Source organism: Rhodoplanes sp. SY1 (genome assembly GCF_046000175.1).
Taxonomy (GTDB): Bacteria; Pseudomonadota; Alphaproteobacteria; order Rhizobiales; family Xanthobacteraceae; genus Rhodoplanes.
This window is the reverse complement of sequence record NZ_JBEOMB010000100.1, coordinates 57,546-76,204: the sequence shown is the minus strand read 5'-3', so window position 1 is coordinate 76,204 and position 18,659 is coordinate 57,546. Positions and strand designations below refer to the sequence as shown.

Sequence of the window (18,659 nt, the reverse complement as noted above, 5' to 3'; positions counted from 1 at the left end):
GTTGGGCACGCCGACGGCCGCCGCGTCGACGCTTCGTTAAGGTTTACGACGAAGGCCGTCGCGGCCGGCCCGCCGCTGCAGCGCGCCATTAACGGGTGGCTGCGACAGTCGTCCCGCATCTCGAAACGCCGTCGCGCCGGGGACTGGAGCGCCGCGGCGGGCGACGGACGGGGCCGCGATGACGGTGAATGACGAAGTGTCGGGCCTCGCGGCCTGGCCGCGCGAAGCCGGGGCGCAGCCCGCCGGCTCGCGCACCGGCGCGCTGGTGGGCGGCCTGATCGAGCGACTGCCGCGGCCGCTGCGCTTCCTCGGCGTCGGCGGCGTCGGCCTCCTCACCGACCTCGCCGTGTTCACGGCGATCCCGCAGCATCTCGACCATCCGCTGACCGTCCGGCTGGTCTCGCTCGCCGTGGCGACGCTCGTCACCTGGCGGCTCAACCGCCTCGTCACGTTCGAGAGGAGCGGCCGCCGGCAGCACGCCGAGGCAATGCGCTACGCGGTCGTGACGCTGGTCGCCCAGGGCACCAGCTACGGCGTCTTCGCGCTCCTCGTCCTCACCCTGCTGGGCGCCCTGCCGCAGGCCGCCACCGTGATCGGGGCGGCGATCGCCGCCGTCGTCTCCTACAACGGCCATCGGCTCTACGCCTTCGCGCCGATCGCCGCCTCGCCTTCCGGAGTGATCGAGCCATGACCGCGCGACCGACCCCATCGCGACCGACCGCCTCGCGTTCGACCACCGACCTGGCGGCCGCCACGCACACCGACGTGTTCGTCGTCGGCGCCGGCCCGGCCGGGCTCACGGCGGCCTACATGCTGAGCAAGCACACGCCGAGCGTGATCGTGATCGAGAAGGATCCGGTGCATGTCGGCGGCATCAGCCGCACGGTGGCGCACGGCGGCTTCCTGTTCGACATCGGCGGCCACCGCTTCTTCTCGAAGTCGAAGGAGGTGGTCGATCTGTGGAACGAGATCCTGCCCGACGACTTCATCGAGCGGCCGCGGCTGTCGCGCATCTTCTACGGCGGCAAGTTCTACTCCTATCCGCTGAACGCCACCGAGGCGCTGCGCAATCTCGGCATCGTCGAGAGCGCCGCCTGCGTCATGTCCTATCTGGCGGCGCGGCTGTCGCCGATCGAGGGGCCGCGCACCTTCCACGACTGGGTCCGCAACCAGTTCGGCGAGCGGCTGTTCTCGATCTTCTTCAAGACCTACACCGAGAAGGTCTGGGGCATGTCGTGCGACGACATCTCGGCCGACTGGGCGGCGCAGCGCATCAAGGGCCTCGACCTGAAGGTCGCGGTGATCAATGCGCTGAAGCGCTCGATGGGCGTCCACAAGCGCAAGCCGGCGGCGCCCGGTGCCCCGGTCGTGAAGACGCTGATCGAGACCTTCCGCTACCCGCGCAAGGGCCCCGGCATGATGTGGGAGGCGGCGGCCCGCAAGATCGAGGAGCGCGGCGCCCAGGTGCTGATGGGGCGCGATCTCGTGTCGCTCGTCTACGACGAGAAGCGCCAGCTCTGGGACATCGAGGTGGCGACGGCCGACGGCCCCGAGCGCTACACGGCGTGGCACGTGATCTCGTCGGCGCCGCTCGCCGAGCTGGTCGAGAAGATCCGGCCGCGGCCGATCTCGACGTTTCACGCACGCTCGCTGCGCTACCGTGACTTCCTCACCGTCGCCCTGATGGTCGACAAGCCGGATCTGTTCCCGGACAACTGGATCTACATCCACGATCCGTCCGTGAAGGTCGGCCGGGTGCAGAACTTCCGCTCCTGGTCGCCCGAGATGGTGCCGACCGGAAAGACCTGCCTCGGCCTCGAGTATTTCTGCTTCGAGGGCGACGGCGTGTGGACCGCGCCGGACGACGAGCTGATCGCGCTCGCCACCCGCGAGGTCGAGCAGATCGGCCTCGTCACGGCGGCCGACGTGACGGGCGGCTGCGTGGTCCGCCAGCCCAAGGCCTATCCGGTCTACGACGACGCCTATCGTGACAACGTCGCGGCGATCCGGCGCGATCTCGAGCTCGGCTGCCCGAACCTGCATCTCGTCGGCCGCAACGGCATGCACAAGTACAACAATCAGGACCACGCCATGATGACGGCGATGCTCACGGCGGAGAACATCCTGTCCGGCGAGCGCCGCTTCGACGTGTGGAACGTGAACGAGGACGCCGAGTATCACGAGGCCGGCAGCGAAGGCTCCCGCGACGGCCGCCGCGCCGCGCTTTCGAGCGAGCGCGCCGTGCCGAAGAAGGTGTCCGACGCGGCGTAGGGCCGTCCGCCACGACCTCAGACCCGTCATGCCCGGCCTTGTGCCGGGCATCCACGTCTTCGGGCCTCTGCGCTGGTCCAAGACGTGGATGGCCGGGACGAGCCCGGCCATGACAGGATCGTGGGGCCGTCGCCCGTATCAAAAATACTTCTTCAGATCGGCCGCGGCGTCGGCCGGATCGCGCTTGATGTTGAAGGGGGCGACGAACTTGCCCTGCTTGTCCATCAGATAGACGATGGCCGTGTGATCCATCGTGTAGTCGCCGGCCTCCAGCGGGACCTTGCGGTAATAGACCCGGAACGCCTTGGCGACCGCGGCGATCGCCTCGGGCGTGCCGGTGACGCCGCGCAGGCCGGGCTCGAAGCTGGACAGATAGTCCTTCAGCACGGCCGGGGTGTCGCGCTCGGGATCGACCGAGACGAACAGCACGGCGGTGCGCGACGCATCCGGCCCGAGCGCGCGCAGGAGCTCGGAGGCTTCGAAGAGGGCGGTCGGGCAGACGTCCGGGCAATGCGTGAAGCCGAAGAACATCAGGAACGGCTTGCCGCGGAAATCCGTGTCGGAGATCGGCTTGCCGTCCTGGTCGACGAGCCGGAACGGGCCGCCGACCGCCGCCGCGGTCGCGACCTGGGAGCCGCCGCCGAGCCGGCCGGTCGCCACCAGCACGAGGCCGAGGCACAGCAGGAGGCCGATCGAGAAGGCGCCGGCCAGGAGGGCGAGGCGCGAGGCGCGTGAAGCCACGATGAACTCCTTGGAACAGTCGTCGGCGTCGCGGCGCGGAGGGCGGACGCCGAGGATCGGGGGCGGTGATCAGAAGCAGGCGGCGATGCCGGCCACGATCACCTCGTAGAACACGGCCGGGCCGAGCCAGGCCCACAGGGCGAGCGTCGCGGCGATCATAGCGGTCACGACCACGGCGATCGCCACCAGGACGGCGCGCTGCGGCGCCGCTGCGGCGCGGGCGGAGACTTCGGCCGGACCCGGATCGACCGTGATGGGCTCGGACATGACACGCTCCCGTCCGGAGGGGAATCGGGCCGGCGGTCGTCCGCCGGTCGCCGCCGGGCAGCCTGCATCGAGACGATGCGAGGCGCCACGATGCATCACGCACGCCCCGCCATCGTTGACATAGGTCTGTCGGGGCGTGCCGCCAAGTCCGTCGGCTTCCTTCGGCGCGAGGGCGGCGCCGGGGAGGCGCCGGCCGCCCGCTCAGGGCGCCGGGCGGGACGCCGGACGCACCGCCGGGGCCGCCGCCACGGCGGCCGGCCGGGTCGCCGCCTCGGTGACGGCGTCGGCCATCAGGCGGCCGAAGCAGGCATAGCCCCAGTCGTTCATGTGCAGCCCGTCCGGATCGATGAAGGTGTCGATCGGGATGCTCTCGGTCTCGTGCCAGCGCTTCATCACGGCGAAGCGCGGGAACAGGTCGGCGTGCCCCTCGCGCGCCATCGCGGCGAGCAGCGCGATCATCTCGGCCGACTGCGGCTTGGCCAGCACGGCGGGGGCGTATTGCGGGTCGATCAGCACCACGTCGATGCCGAGCCGGCGCAGGCGGGCGATCCCGTCGGTCACCAGGGTCCGCACGTCGTCGAGCGAGTGCCCGCGCAGCAGTGCATTGGTGCCGGTCTGCCAGAGCACCAGGTCGGGCTTCTCGGCCAGCACGCTCGCCTCGAAGCGGGCCAGCATCTCCTGGACGTCCTCGCCGTTGACGCCGCGATTGAGCACCCGCAAGGGTTGCTCCGGCAGCGTCTCGTGCAGGCGGGCCTCCATCCGGCTCGGATAGGACGCGGCGGGCCCGCTCGCGCCAGCACCGGCGGTCGACGACGAGCCGAGCGCCACGATGGTGAGCGGCTGCCGGCGGGCGATCTTCTGCGCCGTCCGGGTCAGCCGGTCTGCGAAGCGGGTGAGGTCGGACTGCGACCGGCACGGCGGCGCCCCGTCGGAGGCGGCGGCGGGCAGGGTGAGACCGAAGGGCGAGAGGAGGAGCGCGGCGAGGACTGTGCTGCGCATCCGAGCGAGGCGGGACACCATCATGGCCGATCGTTTGCTTTCCGTTCCTCTCTTGTCAAGGCGACCCCGTCGAGGATCAGCCTTGCGAGAAGCTTGCCGAAGCAGTCGTGTACCCGCTCGGCCATGTCCATTTTCTTAGTGACGGTCGTCAGATCGAAGATACCCGCCTCGTTCCAGTGCTTCATGACGGCAAATCGGTCGAAAAGGTTGACCGAGTGCTGCAGCGCCACGAACCGCATGGCGTCCGCATAGGCGTTCAGCGCGATCATCGACTCGGTGCGCGGGCTGAACTGCATGTTCATCAGCACCACGTCGGCGCCGCCCTTCTGCAGCGCCTCGGTGCCTTCCTCCAGGGCGATGCGGAAGTCCTCCGGATCGACGCCGCGGATCGCGTCGGCGGTGCCGGACTGCCAGATCACCAGTGCCGGCTTCCGCTCGGCCAGGATCGCCGGGATGGCGGTCTGCATCTCGGCGGCGCTCTGCTTGGGCTTGGCGAAAGTGCTCACCGTCACGGCGACGCCCGGCAGGGCGGCTTTGAGCGCCGCCTCGAGCCGCCCGGGATAGGCCTTGCCGGCGCCCGCGGGGCCGGCGAGCGCCGAGGAGGCGCTGCCCACCACGGCGACCTCGAGCGTCTTGGCGGTGATCGCCTCGGTCACCCGGGGCAGCGGGAAGTCCGCCTGGACGAGCCCCTCCGGCACCTGGCAAGCGTCGTCCGGCTCGGCCAGCGCAGGGCCGGCGAGCAGCAGCACGAGGAGGGCGAGGACCACGCGGGTCATGACGAGCTCCCGGCCGGCCCGGCGCTCGAGGGCGCGCCCGCTCCGGCATGACGGCCCTCGATCCGCTTGTACCAGGACATAAGCGCCGCCGCCGCAATCATAACCACAACGCCCAGAAGGCTGACAATGACCTGCATGGGGATTCCGTCCGAGATCTCCGCCATGACGAAGTGCGCCGCAAAGGCGAGGAACACGCCGAGGCAGAAGATCTCGAGCGAATGCTGGCCGCACAGCACCGCCGGCCACAGCCAGCGCGACTTCAGGGCCGGCCAGTCGCGCGGAACGAAACGCACCGCCAGCACGGCGAGGGCGAAGAAATGGGCGACCCGCAGGACGTCGAGATTGGTCTTGTCGATCGGGTACATCCACTCGGCCACGGCCTTCGGGACGAAGCGGGTCCACGGCGGCACGTACCAGGTCAGCACGACCGCGAACGAAACCGCCAGATAGGCGATGGCGATCGCCACCACCCAGGGCGAGCGGATGAAGGAGCCGATGCGGTCGATCCCGCCGAGCGCACACCAGGCGCCGAAGCAGAACAGGAGCTGCCAGGCGAACGGGTTGAACACCCAGTGGCCGCTCGGATAGGCGGGCAGGTTGATGCCGAACTCCCAGGCGAGCGCGTAGATCGTGACGGTAACGAACAGCGCAACGGTCGGGGCGCGCAGCGTCAGCCAGACATAGGGCGGGAAGAACGCCAGCAGCACGATGTAGAGGGGCAGCACGTCCATGTTGGCCGGCTTGAACTTGAGCAGCAGGGCCTGGACGAGCGTCACGTCCGGCTGCCGCAGGAACTCGAACACGCCCATCTCTTCCGCGTAGAGCGGGTTCTCGAAGCTCGCCGAGACATAGGCGATCTCGGCCATGTAGATGGTGAACAGGAACACGTGGGCGACATAGACCTGCCAGGCGCGGCGCAGAATCCGGGCCGAGGCGACCAGGAAGCCGCGCTCCTGCATGGTGGCGCCGTAGACGAAGGCGGCCGTGTAGCCGGAGATGAAGACGAAGATCTCGGTGGCGTCGCTGAAGCCGTAGTTCCGGATGGTGATCCAGCTCACCACGTTCGACGGGATGTGGTCGAGGAAGATCAGCCAGAGCGCGAGACCGCGGAAGAGGTCGAGGCGCAGATCGCGTCCGCCGGCTGTCGACATGTGTCCGTCCCGAGTCCGTCCCGGATCGGCGGCGTCCCGCGCCGGGTCGCCGTGCCGTCCCCATAGCACGAGCCCCGGCTTATTGCGACGCAATAGGGCGAAGCGACGGCGGCTCGGCTCGTGCGTCGGCCGGTGGCGCGGCGGCCGGTCGCGATCCGGGGTGCCGGACGCTGCGGCGGCGCGACGGTTCGTCTCCGGCGGCCGAGCGGGTATAACGGTCGCTGCCCGACCACGGGCAGGCATCCGCCCGCGAGGAGCCCATGTTCATCACCCGGACTCGCGACATCGAGGTGAAGGTGACGCCGCGCTTCCTGCCGGAGCGCTCGTCGGCCGACAAGCGCTATTACTTCTGGTCCTACACGATCGAGATCACCAATCACGGCGACGCGACCGTGCAGCTCGAGAGCCGCCATTGGCGCATCACCGACGCGCTCGGCCGCGTGCAGGAGGTCCGCGGTCCCGGCGTGGTCGGCGAGCAGCCCGTGCTCGCGCCCGGCGCCAGCTACGAGTACACCAGCGGGGTGCCGCTGACGACGGATTCCGGCTTCATGACCGGCAGCTACACGATGGTCGGCGAGGCCGGCGAGCGCTTCGACATCGCCATCCCGACCTTCTCGCTCGACCTCCCACACGCCGCCGCCCGGGTGGTGAACTGAGCTTTTCTCCCGACCGGGATCTCGATCGCTGTGCTCGGCCTCGTGCCCCGGACAAGGCGCGGCAGGCCGAAGGCCTGGCGCGCCGCAGAGCCGGGGCCCAGGTGGCGCGACGGGCGGCGCGACGGGCGGCACGACGGGCGGCACGACGGGTGGCGCGGCTCGCGCCTCTTCCGGCCGCCCCTGGATCCCGGATCGCGGCGCGTCGCGCCGCGCCCGGAACACGAGACCTCGGCGGAGGCAACGCAGCGGGTTTCAGGGGCGCAGGATGGCGCGGGATCGGCGGATCGCCCTCGAGCCGGCCGCGAATGAGAGTCCGGAGCCGGCGCGTCCGCTCAAAAATGCCCGAGGTCGTAGTCGTCGCAGGAGCAGCCGAACTGGTCGAGCGCGTCCTCGAGATGGTCGGGCAGCATGGGCTTCGAGAGGAGGTAGTCTGCGGTGCGCTTGTTGTGGGCGCGGGCCGCCTCGGCGCGCAGATCGTCCCAGTCGTCGAGCGCGCCGTCGCCGCGGCCGAGCCAGGTGAGGGCGACCAGGTCGACCTGTTCGTCCTGATTGAGGGAGCGGATGAACGCCTTGAGCTCGCGATAGGTCGGGTCGTCGCGGCGGGCGTCGAGCGCCGACCAGCTGGACTCGTCCGCGTCGTCGTCGCTGTCGGTGGCGACGTCCTGAACCTCGAACTCGCGCGCCTTCATGATGACGTAGCAGACCTTTTCGGGCGAGATGGTCAGGGCAGGCGCGGTGATCATGGCTGGCGTCCTCGTGCGGCCATGCCATGTCGACGTCGAAACCGGCCCTCACCCTCCGTCTGCTTCGCCGACAGCACCGACCGCTTGCAACCTCTGGAAAGCTTATGACCGGGCTCCGCGCGGGCCTTGATTTGCGTCAAGCAGCCGGCGCGTCTGCGGCTGCGCGCCGCGGGGCACGGCCCTGCCGGTCCGGGGATTGACGCCTCGTCGCGACTGCCGCCACCCTGCAGACCTCTAGGCGCGATCTTCCTCGACACCACAGAATCCCGACAGCACACAGATGGGCGGCGCACGCCGCCGGAGGCGAGGCATGAAGAGAACCTATCGGATCGCCGTGATCCCGGGCGACGGCATCGGCAAGGAGGTGGTGCCGGAGGGCGTCCGCGTCCTCGAGAAGGTCGCCAAGCGGCACGGCTTCGCGCTCCAGCTCGATTGGTTCGACTTCGCCTCCTGCGACTACTACGAGAAGCACGGCCGCATGATGCCGGAGGACTGGAAGGAGCGGATCGGCGGCCACGACGCGATCTTCTTCGGCGCCGTCGGCTGGCCCGCCAAGGTGCCCGACCACGTCTCGCTGTGGGGCTCGCTGCTGCTGTTCCGGCGCGACTTCGACCAGTACGTCAACCTGCGGCCCGTCAAGCTGATGCCGGGCGTGCCCTGTCCGCTCGCCGGCCGCGCGCCGGGCGACATCGACTTCTTCGTCGTGCGCGAGAACACCGAGGGCGAGTACTCCTCGATCGGCGGCAAGATGTTTCCCGGCACCGAGCGCGAGTTCGTCGTGCAGGAGACCGTGATGACCCGCACCGGCATCGACCGGGTGCTGAAATACGCCTTCGAGCTCGCCCGCCGCCGCCCGAAGCGCCATCTCACGTCCGCCACCAAGTCGAACGGCATCTCGATCACCATGCCGTACTGGGACGAGCGCGTGGAGGAGATGGCGAAGGCCTATCCGGACGTGCGCTGGGACAAGTACCACATCGACATCCTCACCGCGAACTTCGTGCTGCATCCGGACTGGTTCGACGTCGTCGTCGCCTCGAACCTGTTCGGCGACATCCTGTCCGATCTCGGCCCGGCCTGCGCCGGCACGATCGGCATCGCGGCGGCCGCCAACATCAATCCGGAGCGCACCTGGCCGTCCGTGTTCGAGCCCGTGCACGGCTCGGCGCCCGACATCGCGGGTCAGGGCATCGCCAATCCGATCGGCCAGATCTGGTCGGGCGCCATGATGCTCGACCATCTCGGCGAGGGCGAAGCCGCCGCCGCGGTGCTGACCGCGATCGAGAAGGTGCTGGCCGAGAAGACGCTGCGCACCCGGGATCTGGGCGGCAACGCCGACACGGTCGCCTGCGGCAAGGCGATCGCCGAGATGATTTGATCACCCTCGTTCCGGGGCGCGGGCATCCCCCGTCCGTCGCCGGCCAGCTCGGGCACACATGTCCCGACGAATGGGCCAGCCGAACACGGAGAGTGGTGCGGGCGCCCTCTGACGGTGCGGCGAGTCCGGCGCGGCTCCCTCTCCCCGCCGGGGAGAGGTGATAACGAGGTCGCGGGGCAGCTACGGGCTCACACGCCGTTTGGCTCGCCGCCCGGCTCGTCGGGGGCGTCGCGCCAGCGGCGGACCGTGCCGGTGTCGATGTCGAACAGGTCGAGCACGCGGCCGACCGTGTGGTCGATCATCTCCTCGATCGAGGCCGGCTTTGCATACATGGCGGGCACCGGCGGATAGACGATCGCGCCCATCTCGGTGACGGCCGCCATGTTGCGGATGTGGCCGAGATGGAGCGGCGTCTCGCGCGCCACCAGCACCAGGCGGCGGCGCTCCTTCAGCACCACGTCGGCGGCGCGCGGCAGCAGCGAGCCGGTGATTCCGTTGGCGATCTCGGCGAGCGTGCGCATCGAGCACGGGCAGACGATCATGCCGCTGGTGCGGAACGAGCCCGACGAGATCGCCGCGCCGATGTCGTTGGTGGCGTACCACACGTCGGCGAGCGCCTGGAGGTCGGCGAGCGTGCGGTCGGTCTCCAGCGCCAGCGTCACCTTGGCGGCGCTGGAGACGACCACATGGGTCTCGACGTCGACGGCGCGTAGGATCTCCAGGAGCCGCAGCCCGTAGACGATGCCGGAGGCGCCGCTGATCCCGACGATCAGGCGGCGCGGCGTCGTGGTCATGCGGGTCTCCTGTGGCGGGCCGGCTGCGTCGTGACGCGGGCGGCGGCGACCGGCGGGCGGCGCGGTCGCGCGGGGGCGGGGCGGTGCGAGGGCCGGCCGCGCGGGCGGCATCGGCCGGAGGCCGACAGCTAGCGCAGTTCGAACGACGATTCATCTCCTGAATCGCCCCGAATCACCGGGGCCGCGGTATCATGTCGCCACCCGTGCGCGGGCTGCGAGATCGCGGAAGACGCCAGGTTGCGGAAGAGTTGCGGAAGACTCGCGCCGCCCGCATGCGGAGGATGCGGTCGAGGCATCGGCGATTTGCCGTCCCTTTACCAAATTCTCAGGGTTGGAATGCAGTCTCGAACCGCGGCGGACACGGTTTCCGCCTTGTTGCTGCCCTAACTTCTTCCCAGATGGTCGGCAACATCGGGCTCGAATACGAGGGGGACGAGTCTTTTGCGCGCAACCTGTCTGATCCTGCTGGCCGCCGGCGTCGGCGTGTCCGCGCTGGCGACGTCCGCGATCGATGCCACGGCCCAGACCTATCCGGGCGCCTATCGGGCGCCCGGCACCTACGGGGCGCCGGGCCCGTACGGGTCCGCGCCCGTCATGGACGAGGACGACGAGGTCGCGACCTATCCGGGCGCGCCGCAGCGTCCCGGTGGCGCCTACGGGGGCGGCGACCTCAGCGGCCATCCGGCCGCGGCGCCGGTGCCCTACGAGACCCAGCCGCTGCCGCCCCCCGGCCAGGCCGATTATTCGCGCGGTGCTGCGCCGGCCTATCGGGACGGCACGCCCTATCGCGAGCCGCCGACCACGATCTACCGCGAGCCGCCGCCGCCCGCACCCTACCGAGACACCTTCGCGCCGCCGCAGGGGCCGATGCCGCGCTACGCCGCGCCGGCCCCGGCCGATGGGCCGCTGCCGCTGCGTCCGCCCGGCGAGATCGCCGGCCAGTCGCCGGTCGGTCAGGCGCCGATGGGTGGCCAGGGCTATGCGACCGCCGCGCCGCCTCCGGGCTACGGCACCCAGCCGGCTCCCGGCTATGGCGCGCAGCCCGGCTACGGCGTCCAGCCGAGTGCCGGCTATGGCGCCGCGTCGCCTGCCTACGGGTCGCAGCCCGGCTACGGGGCGCCCGCCTATGGCCGTCCGGCCGAGGCCGACCGCTCTCCGGTCGGCAGCATCCCGCAGGGCGGCATCCCGCAGGGCGGCGCCGGCAACGGCACCCAGGCCTACGCCGCACTGGGGCCCGACTACCAGCCCGAGACGGAGCGCAAGGAGCTGCCGCCGCAGTTCAAGCGCCAGCTGGTCGACTATCAGACCACCGAGCCGGCCGGCACCATCGTGGTCGACACCCCGAACACCTACCTCTACCTCGTGCTCGGCAACGGCAAGGCGATGCGCTACGGCATCGGCGTCGGCCGCGAGGGCTTCACCTGGACCGGCGTCGAGCGCGTCAGCCGCATGGCGGAATGGCCGGACTGGCACCCGCCGGCCGAGATGATCGAGCGCCAGCCCTACCTGCCGCGCTTCATGGCCGGCGGCGAGAGCAATCCGATGGGCGCCCGCGCCCTCTATCTCGGCAAGACCGTCTATCGCATCCACGGCACCAACCAGCCGTCCACCATCGGCAGCTTCGTGTCGTCGGGCTGCATCCGGCTGGTCAACGAGGACATCGAGGACCTCTATCGCCGCGTCGGCGTCGGCACCCGCGTGGTGGTGAAGCCGAAGGCCTCGTCGGGCGCCGTGCAGACCCCTCCGGCCGGTCCGCAGCGGCCGCGCGCCGCCGGTCTGCCGCAGGTGATCCGCTGACGGTCCACACCGCCCATTGATCGAGGACGAACGGCCGGGGGATCCCCCGGCCGTTGTCGTATCCGGGATACGGGTCCGGAATACTGGGCGGCGGCGATTGACGGGCCGGGGGCGCCGCAGCACCATCGCGGCGAGGGGGAAGACAAGATGAGACGCGCGATCACGGGTTTCGCCGGGCTGGCCGTCGCGGCCGCGCTCGGCGGCTGCGTGACCCCCTCGACGACGGCCCCGAACACGGCGCCGCTCGAGCTCGGCATGACGCCGCAGGCGGCCTCGATCGCGCTCGGCGTGCCGCTCGAGCCGGTCGCCGGGCAGGGGGCGTCGCGTACCCAAGGCGACTCGCGCACCTATGTGGCGCGGCTGCCGGCCGCGACCCCCGGCCTAACCCCGGTCGACGGCCTCGTCTGGCTGCAGTTCCGCGCCGGCCGGCTGACCGGCTTCAAGCGCGACTGGCACATAGGTCCGGGCCCGACCCGGCCGTTCTGACCAGGGCCTCCGGCAACCCGTCCTATTTCCGCCCGAGCGATCGGCTGAGCCCGAGATAGACGCCGGACCCGCCGCCGGGACCGCCGCTCTCGGGCCGGCCGCCGGCTCGATAGCCGCCCTTGAGCGTCACCCGGTCGTCGACGTCGTAGCCGACCCCGAGCCCTTCGAGATGAAGGCGCCGCTTCTGCGCCGTCGTGGCCGCGCGCGATCCGGGCGCTGCCCGATCCGTGACCGTCCCCGGCGTGGTCGCCAGAACCGAAAAGTCCGGCTGCGACGGTTGGGCCAGAACCGCGCCGGCACCGGCCGGCAACGCGAGCCCGAGCACCGCGGCCACCACCCGAGCTCGGACCATGCGGGCCTCCTGCGTTCGGTGTCTGCGCCGCTCCTGCTACGGTCGTACCGATCGGCTCCTTCGCGCCGCCGCGCCCGGCGTGTCACCGAAGGAAAGCCCGGGGCGCGGCGTATCAGGGCCAGGAGCGCGACCGATCAGGGGGTCGGAGGGCGATGGAGAACGACGCCGACGAGGGGCTCGTCGCGCAGGTCGCCGCCGGCGACCGGCTCGCCTTTCGTCGTCTCATGGAGCGTCACATGCCGCTCGCCGTCCGGGTCGCCCAGCGGGTCACCGGCAATGCCGCCGACGCCGACGACATCGCCCAGGAGGCGTTCCTGCGGGTGTGGACGCGGGCCGGCTCGTTCGATCCGACCAAGGCGCGCTTCACCACCTGGCTCTATCGGATCGTCACCAATCTCGCGATCGACCAGCGGCGCCGGCCGCTGCACGCCGATCTGGATCTGGCCGCCGAGGTGGCGGACGGCGAGCCGGGTCCGCACGCCACCCTTGAGGCGCGCGAGGAGCGGCGGGCCGTCGACGCGGCGATCGCGGCGCTGCCGGCCCGGCAGCGCGCCGCCGTGGTGCTGTTCCACATGGAGGGCCTGAGCGGCCGCGAGGCGGCGGCCGTGCTGGAGCTCTCCGAGAAGGCGTTCGAGTCGCTGCTGATCCGCGGCCGCGCCGCCGTCAAGGCGGCGTGCCGTCCGCGCGCAGAAACTGCCGGGAGGATACCGTGACATTCACCGAGTTTCGCCGTCTGGCCGAGACCTATGGCGGCGATGTCGAGCGCTGGCCGGACGAGATGCGCGACGCCGCGCGGGCGATCGCCCGCACGCCGGAGGGCAGGGCGCTGCTCGCCGCCGAGCGCCGGCTCGACCTGATGCTGGAAGCGCCGCCCGTGGTGACGCGCCGGCGCGCCGACGACCTCGCCTTCGCGGTGATGCAGCGGCTCGCAACGGACCCCGGGACGACGCTGGCGCAGCGTCTCGGGGGCGCGCCCTCGGGCCGCGCGATCGGCGCCACGGGGCGCGGCTGGCTGCGCTGGCTGGTGCCGGCCGCGAGCCTCGCCTGCTCGCTCGTCGTCGGCGTGTCGCTCGCCCGCGAGCTGCCGTATCGGGCCGGCCCTCCGCCGGCGGCCGTGATCCTCGCCATGACGGTCGGCGCCGGCACGGTTCCGAACGATCTGGAGCTCCCATGACCAAGGTGTCGCGTCTCATCGAACTTGCGCCGCGGATCCGGGGCCTGCACGTCGCGCTGCTCGCCTCGCTCTGTCTCAACGTCACGCTCGGCAGCTACGTCGCGGCCCAGTGGCTGGCGCCGCGGCCGATCATCGGGGCGGCACCGGGCGCGCCGGCCCGCCTGGTCGAGGCGATCGCCGACCGGCTGCCGGACGACGACGCGGCGCGGCTGCGCCGCCTCTACGACGCGAAGAAGCCGGCGGTCGCGGAGGCACAGGCCGCGTACGAGCAGGCGCTGCGCAACGCGATCCTCAAGCTCGCCGATCCGCAGCTCGACGTCGCGGCCTTCCGGGCCGCCGTGACCGAGGCGCGCGACAAGCGGGTCGCCATCGGTGACATCGTCATCGACGCCGTGGTCGAGGCCGCCGTCCAGATTCCGCCGCAGGCCCGCGAGGCGCTGGTCGGCCGGGTGCGCCGACGATTCTGATCACGGACCGGACCCGCATCGACGTCGGGTCGCGAAGGAAACCGCGCGGCGTCCCGTAGCAGAGCAAACGGCATCCGCCGTTCTCACGCACGGAGACCCTCATGACGCTGCTCCGCTCCACGCTCGCCGCGGCGCTTCCGGCCGCGCTGCTCGGCCTCGCCGTCCTGCCGGCGCAGGCCGCCGACGTGATCGTTCAGAACGGCCGTTACGTGGTCGTCCAGCCGGCGCCGCCGCCCGTGATCGTGCCGGCGCCGCCGCCGCCCGTGGTGGTCGCCGGCCCCTATTACTACGGCGGCTACTGGGGGCCGCGTCCCGCTTATGTCCCGACCGCGGGCGTCAGCCGCACCGTGGTGGCGGGACCGCACTGCACCTGGCGCACGACCCGCGTGTGGGCCGGCGGCCGCTACGTGATGCGCCGCGTCCGCGTCTGCTGAGCAGCGCAACGGGTCTCACGATCGACCCTCCGCACGACCTCATCAGGAGAAGAACGACCATGCGATCGATTCTCGCCGTCACCGGCTTCGCCGTGCTGCTCGCCGCCGGCGCGCAAACCTCGGCTTTAGCGCAGGACCAGGCCGTGCTGCGCGACGCCTGCAAGGCCGACTACCAGAAGCTCTGCCAGGGCGTGCAGCCGGGCGGCGGCCGCATCATCAAGTGCCTGCAGGACCAGAGCGACAAGCTCTCGCCCGGCTGCAAGACGGCGCTGTCGTCGCGCAAGTGATCAGATCGGGCCGCAGCCCCCTTTTTCACCTCTCCCCTGCGGGGAGAGGTCGACGCGCAACGCGCGTCGGGTGAGGGGGTGCCGAGATCTTCAAACGGCGCCGTAAACCCTCAAACCGGCTCGCTGCGCTCGCCGGCCCTCTCCCTCAGGGAGAGGGTCCCGGTGCCCGCGGCGACTGCAGCCTCGTGTCCCGGGCGCGGCGCGACGCGCCGCGAACCGGGACCCAGGGGCGAGGCGACGAGGCGTTGCCGTGCCGCCTCTGGGCCCCGGCTCTGCGGCGCATCAGCCCTGCGGCTTGATGCGCCTTGTCCGGGGCACGCCGAGACCGGAACACGGCTCGCATCCATCGAGACGCGCCGTCGCTCCTGTCACTTCACCCCACGTCCTCCGGTCCGACCACGCTCGCAGGATCGAACTCGTAGCGGGTGTTGCAGAACTCGCACGTCACCCCGATCCGGCCGTTCTCCACCATGGCGGCGCGCTCCGCGGCCGGGAAGCTCTTCAGGATCGTCTCGACTCTGTCGCGCGAGCACGAGCATTGGGCTTCCACGTCGACGGCGCGGAACACCCGCACGCCGTGCTCGTGGAAGAGCCGGAACAGCAGCCGCTCGGTCGACAGCGCCGGGTCGAGCAGCTCGACATCCTCGACGGTCGCGACCAGGGCCTGACCCTCGACCCAGGCGTCGTCCTCGGGCACCTCGTGCGGCGCCGTGCCCTCCGGCGCATCGCCGGGATGGAGATCGGCGACCCGCTGGCGCTCCTGCGACTTCGGCAGGAACTGCAGCATCAGGCCGCCGGCCCGCCATCGCCGCTGCGCGCCACCGGCCGCCGCCGAGAACTCCTCGGCGACCGCGAGCCGCACCCGGGTCGGGATCTGCTCCGAGCGCAGGAAATACTCGTGCGCCGCCTCTTCCAGGCTGCCGCCGCCGAGCGCGACGAGGCCCTGGTAGCGGTTCATGTCGGCACCCTGGTCGATCGTCATGGCGAGATGGCCGCGCCCGAGCAGGTCGGCGTCGGTCGGGCTGGTCAGCGCCGCCACCGCGTCCGCGTCGAACTGGGCGTAGGCCCGCACCTTGCCGGGGCTGCGCCAATCGACCACGAGCATGCGCACCGGCCCGTCGGTCTTCGTCTGCAGGATGAAGCGGCCCTCGAACTTGAGCGACGAGCCGAGCAGCACGGTCAGCACGATCGCCTCGCCGAGCAGGCGCGACACCACGGTCGGGTAGGCGTGGCGGGACAGGATCTCGTCGACCATCGGGCCGAGCCGCACGGTGCGGCCGCGCACGTCGAGCGCCGCGACCTCGAACGGGACGACGGTGTCGTCGTGCGGGACTTCGCCGGGCGCGCGGGACGGAATGCTGATCTGGCTCATCGGGATCCTTCGGATGACGTGTGCGAACGCACGACGACGGCCGGCGGGAGGCCCGCCGGCCGTTCGCGACGACCGCATCCGTCCTCAGATAGTCACTGGACGGCGGCTTGGAAGCACCAGGCCAGGATGCCCTTCTGGGCGTGCAGGCGGTTCTCGGCCTCGTCGAAGACGACCGACTGCGGTCCGTCCATGACGCCGGCCGTGACCTCCTCGCCGCGATGCGCGGGCAGGCAGTGCATGAACACCGCCCCCGGGGCCGCCTTGGCCATCAGCCGCTCGTTCACCTGGTAGGGCTTGAGCAGGTTGTGACGGCGGGCGCCGTCCTCGTCGCCCATCGACACCCACATGTCGGTGAGCACGCATTCGGCGCCGGCCACCGCCGCGTCCGGATCGGTGCCGATCCGGATCGCGGCGCCCGACTGCTTCACCCAGTCGACCAGTGCCGGCTTGGGCGCCAGCTCGGGCGGCGTCGCGATGGCGAGCTCGAAGTCGAAGCGCTCGGCCGCGTGCATCCACGAGGTCAGCACGTTGGAGGCGTCGCCCATCCAGGCGACGCGCTTGCCGCGGATCGGCCCGCGATGCTCCTCGAACGTCATCACGTCGGCCATCACCTGGCAGGGATGCGACAGCTTGGTGAGGCCGTTGATCACCGGGATGGTCGCCTCGTGCGCCAGCTCCTGCACCTTCTCGTGATCGAGGGTGCGGATCATGATGGCGTCGACGTAGCGCGACAGCACCTTGGCCGTGTCGGCGATGGTCTCGCCACGGCCGATCTGCAGCTCGTTGCCGTGCAGCACGATCGTCTCGCCGCCGAGCTGGCGCATCGCCACGTCGAACGACACCCGGGTGCGGGTCGACGGCCGGTCGAAGATCATGGCCAGCATCTTACCGGCGAGCGGCGCCGCGTGACCATTGGCCTTGCGCGCCGCCTTCATGGCGAGGCTGGAATCGAGCATCCGCCGCAGCTCCGGCCGCGGGATGTCGATCAGGTCGAGAAAGTGCCGAACTCCGCTCACCCCTTCAGTCCTTCGAGTTTTGGCGCGACGCCTTGCGCGGCCCCGGCGGCGCGCTCGAGACGGGTCGCGGCCCGATCGATCCGGTCCACCGCCTCGGCGATCTCGGTCTCGTCGATGATCAGGGGCGGCAGAATGCGTACCACGTTATCGCCGGCGGCCACGGCGAGGAGCTTCTCCTCGCGCAGCGCCGTGATCAGCTCGTTGTTCGGCACCACGCAGGCGAGGCCGAGCAGCAGGCCCGCGCCGCGCACCTCGCGGACGATGGTCGGATGCCGGTCCACCACCTCGGCGAGCCGCTGCTTGAGCAGCAGCGCCTTGTGCTGCGCGGCCTCCAGGAAGCCGGGCGCCAGCATCACGTCGAGCACGGCGTTGCCGGCCGCGACCGCGAGCGGATTGCCCCCGAAGGTCGAGCCGTGGGTGCCGACCGTCATGCCCTTGCCGGCCTCCGCCGTGCACAGCACCGCGCCGACCGGGAAGCCGCCGCCGAGCGCCTTGGCGACGCCCATCACGTCGGGCGTGACGCCGACGCCCTGATGCGCGAACAGCGGGCCGGTGCGGCCCATGCCGGTCTGCACCTCGTCGAACACCAGGAGGAGGCCGTTCTGGTCGCAGATCTCGCGCAGGCCGCGGAGGAACTGCGGGGTGCCGACCCGCACGCCGCCCTCGCCCTGCACGGCCTCGACCAGGATCGCCGCCGTCTGCGGGCCGATCGCCGCCTTCACGGCGTCGAGATCGCCGTAGGGCACCTGATCGAAGCCGCCGGGCGGCGGGCCGAAGCCCTCCATGTATTTCTTCTGGCCGCCGGCCGCGAGCGTCGCCAGCGTGCGGCCGTGGAAGGCGCCCTCGAACGTGACGATGCGGTCGCGCTCCGGCGCGCCGTTCGCCGCGTGGTACTTGCGCGCGACCTTGATCGCGCCTTCCATCGCCTCGGCGCCGGAATTGCAGAAGAACACCAGGTCCGCGAAGCTCGCCGCGCACAGGCGCGCCGCGAGGCGCTCGGCGTCGGGCACGCGGAACAGGTTGGAGACGTGCCACACCTTCTCGGCCTGCGCCTTGAGCGCGTCGACCAGCACCGGATGGGCGTGGCCGAGGGCGTTCACGGCGACGCCGCAGTGACAATCGAGGTAGCGCTCGCCCGTGGTGGAGACGAGCCACGCGCCCTCGCCTCGCTCGAAGGCGAGGTCAGCGCGCGCGTAGGTCGGCAGCAGATGCGACATGGCCGAACTTCTTATGGCGACTCGTGAATCGAGCGGCCCACGAAATGAATCGTGCCGCCTCGGGGGCGGCACGGACGGTACATTTTAGGTCCGGGCCGCCCGGTGTCAACCGGACGCGCCGCATCCGTCATCGCACGTACGGACTCGAAAGGGCCATGAATTGTGGATGCAATACTGGGGACTCTTGCGGGGGACTCGCGCGATATTGTAGCGTTTTCTTCGCTATCATACGACATCTCGTGCGGCGGACTGCTCTCTAAGTTTCACGTCTGTTCCTGCGT

The 18,659-nt window shown here is 70.9% G+C and carries 22 protein-coding genes; 11 read left to right on the top strand and 11 right to left on the bottom strand.

All coding sequences use genetic code 11. From position 1 onward, the window contains the following. Positions 1–178 precede the first annotated feature (178 nt). Together ABTU92_RS22340 and ABTU92_RS22335 are read left to right on the top strand one after the other, a co-directional pair. Complete coding sequence (locus ABTU92_RS22340; protein ID WP_408093825.1) at positions 179–691, top strand: GtrA family protein; 513 nt, start codon at positions 179–181, stop codon at positions 689–691. Then, positions 688–2,271, top strand: a complete 1,584-nt coding sequence (locus ABTU92_RS22335; protein WP_408093824.1) for an NAD(P)/FAD-dependent oxidoreductase — start codon at positions 688–690, stop codon at positions 2,269–2,271. Before ABTU92_RS22340 ends, ABTU92_RS22335 begins: the two co-directional genes overlap by 4 nt. Before the next feature lie 138 nt (positions 2,272–2,409). Here ABTU92_RS22335 and ABTU92_RS22330 read toward each other — a convergent pair whose 3' ends face one another. From ABTU92_RS22330 to ABTU92_RS22310, 5 genes are all read right to left on the bottom strand, one after another. Then, on the bottom strand, positions 2,410–3,012 hold the full coding sequence (locus ABTU92_RS22330; RefSeq protein ID WP_408093823.1) for an SCO family protein: 603 nt from the start codon (positions 3,010–3,012) through the stop codon (positions 2,410–2,412). Between the two features lie 69 nt (positions 3,013–3,081). Further along, complete coding sequence (locus ABTU92_RS22325; protein WP_408093822.1) at positions 3,082–3,279, bottom strand: hypothetical protein; 198 nt, start codon at positions 3,277–3,279, stop codon at positions 3,082–3,084. 201 nt (positions 3,280–3,480) lie between these two features. Next, on the bottom strand, positions 3,481–4,302 hold the full coding sequence (locus ABTU92_RS22320) for an SGNH/GDSL hydrolase family protein (RefSeq protein WP_408093821.1): 822 nt from the start codon (positions 4,300–4,302) through the stop codon (positions 3,481–3,483). Continuing rightward, positions 4,299–5,054, bottom strand: a complete 756-nt coding sequence (locus ABTU92_RS22315; protein WP_408093820.1) for an SGNH/GDSL hydrolase family protein — start codon at positions 5,052–5,054, stop codon at positions 4,299–4,301. Before ABTU92_RS22315 ends, ABTU92_RS22320 begins: the two co-directional genes overlap by 4 nt. After that, the gene (locus ABTU92_RS22310) at positions 5,051–6,205 is read right to left on the bottom strand and encodes an OpgC domain-containing protein (RefSeq protein WP_408093819.1); all 1,155 of its coding nucleotides are present in this window, start codon (positions 6,203–6,205) and stop codon (positions 5,051–5,053) included. Before ABTU92_RS22310 ends, ABTU92_RS22315 begins: the two co-directional genes overlap by 4 nt. Before the next feature lie 260 nt (positions 6,206–6,465). On the opposite strand from ABTU92_RS22310, the gene apaG reads away from it, so the two are divergent. Further along, entirely contained in the window at positions 6,466–6,861 is a 396-nt protein-coding gene (gene apaG, locus ABTU92_RS22305; RefSeq protein ID WP_408093818.1) for a Co2+/Mg2+ efflux protein ApaG, read from the top strand. 332 nt (positions 6,862–7,193) lie between these two features. Here the strand turns inward: apaG and ABTU92_RS22300 are convergent, their stop codons facing one another. Then, positions 7,194–7,604 (bottom strand): DUF3775 domain-containing protein, encoded by a 411-nt coding sequence (locus ABTU92_RS22300; protein WP_408093817.1) that lies wholly within the window; start codon positions 7,602–7,604, stop codon positions 7,194–7,196. A 310-nt stretch (positions 7,605–7,914) separates the two neighbouring features. Between ABTU92_RS22300 and ABTU92_RS22295 the strand changes: the two genes are divergently transcribed. Next, positions 7,915–8,982, top strand: a complete 1,068-nt coding sequence (locus ABTU92_RS22295; protein WP_408093816.1) for a tartrate dehydrogenase — start codon at positions 7,915–7,917, stop codon at positions 8,980–8,982. Between the two features lie 188 nt (positions 8,983–9,170). Here the strand turns inward: ABTU92_RS22295 and ABTU92_RS22290 are convergent, their stop codons facing one another. Continuing rightward, positions 9,171–9,776: a UbiX family flavin prenyltransferase gene (locus ABTU92_RS22290; RefSeq protein ID WP_111359935.1), complete on the bottom strand. Its 606-nt coding sequence runs from the start codon at positions 9,774–9,776 to the stop codon at positions 9,171–9,173. A 441-nt stretch (positions 9,777–10,217) separates the two neighbouring features. Between ABTU92_RS22290 and ABTU92_RS22285 the strand changes: the two genes are divergently transcribed. Both ABTU92_RS22285 and ABTU92_RS22280 read left to right on the top strand, forming a co-directional pair. Beyond that, a complete protein-coding gene (locus ABTU92_RS22285) occupies positions 10,218–11,573 on the top strand; it encodes a L,D-transpeptidase family protein (RefSeq protein ID WP_408093815.1) in 1,356 nt (451 codons plus the stop codon). 147 nt (positions 11,574–11,720) lie between these two features. Beyond that, positions 11,721–12,059, top strand: coding sequence for a hypothetical protein (locus ABTU92_RS22280; RefSeq protein ID WP_408093814.1), 339 nt, complete (start codon positions 11,721–11,723; stop codon positions 12,057–12,059). 22 nt (positions 12,060–12,081) lie between these two features. On the opposite strand, the gene ABTU92_RS22275 is transcribed toward ABTU92_RS22280, so the two are convergent. Next, positions 12,082–12,411: a hypothetical protein gene (locus tag ABTU92_RS22275; RefSeq protein ID WP_408093813.1), complete on the bottom strand. Its 330-nt coding sequence runs from the start codon at positions 12,409–12,411 to the stop codon at positions 12,082–12,084. A gap of 50 nt (positions 12,412–12,461) precedes the next feature. On the opposite strand from ABTU92_RS22275, the gene ABTU92_RS22270 reads away from it, so the two are divergent. The 5 genes from ABTU92_RS22270 (at position 12,462) to ABTU92_RS22250 (ending at position 14,773) form a co-directional block, all read left to right on the top strand. Then, positions 12,462–13,124, top strand: a complete 663-nt coding sequence (locus ABTU92_RS22270) for an RNA polymerase sigma factor (protein ID WP_408093886.1) — start codon at positions 12,462–12,464, stop codon at positions 13,122–13,124. Then, positions 13,121–13,585, top strand: a complete 465-nt coding sequence (locus ABTU92_RS22265; RefSeq protein WP_408093812.1) for a hypothetical protein — start codon at positions 13,121–13,123, stop codon at positions 13,583–13,585. The genes ABTU92_RS22270 and ABTU92_RS22265 overlap by 4 nt, the downstream gene beginning before the upstream one ends. Further along, positions 13,582–14,052: a periplasmic heavy metal sensor gene (locus ABTU92_RS22260; protein WP_408093811.1), complete on the top strand. Its 471-nt coding sequence runs from the start codon at positions 13,582–13,584 to the stop codon at positions 14,050–14,052. The genes ABTU92_RS22265 and ABTU92_RS22260 overlap by 4 nt, the downstream gene beginning before the upstream one ends. Positions 14,053–14,153: 101 nt before the next feature. Next, the gene (locus ABTU92_RS22255; RefSeq protein ID WP_408093810.1) at positions 14,154–14,486 is read left to right on the top strand and encodes a hypothetical protein; all 333 of its coding nucleotides are present in this window, start codon (positions 14,154–14,156) and stop codon (positions 14,484–14,486) included. Between the two features lie 59 nt (positions 14,487–14,545). Continuing rightward, positions 14,546–14,773, top strand: coding sequence for a cysteine rich repeat-containing protein (locus ABTU92_RS22250; protein WP_408093809.1), 228 nt, complete (start codon positions 14,546–14,548; stop codon positions 14,771–14,773). Positions 14,774–15,146: 373 nt separating this feature from the next. Here ABTU92_RS22250 and ABTU92_RS22245 read toward each other — a convergent pair whose 3' ends face one another. From ABTU92_RS22245 to ABTU92_RS22235, 3 genes are all read right to left on the bottom strand, one after another. Continuing rightward, positions 15,147–16,145, bottom strand: coding sequence for an Hsp33 family molecular chaperone (locus tag ABTU92_RS22245; protein WP_408093808.1), 999 nt, complete (start codon positions 16,143–16,145; stop codon positions 15,147–15,149). Positions 16,146–16,237: 92 nt separating this feature from the next. Then, positions 16,238–17,161, bottom strand: coding sequence for an ornithine carbamoyltransferase (gene argF / locus ABTU92_RS22240; protein WP_408093807.1), 924 nt, complete (start codon positions 17,159–17,161; stop codon positions 16,238–16,240). Further along, positions 17,158–18,378 carry an aspartate aminotransferase family protein gene (locus tag ABTU92_RS22235; protein ID WP_408093806.1) on the bottom strand — a complete coding sequence of 407 codons (1,221 nt, stop codon included), beginning with the start codon at positions 18,376–18,378 and terminating at the stop codon, positions 17,158–17,160. The genes argF and ABTU92_RS22235 overlap by 4 nt, the downstream gene beginning before the upstream one ends. Positions 18,379–18,659 lie beyond the last annotated feature (281 nt).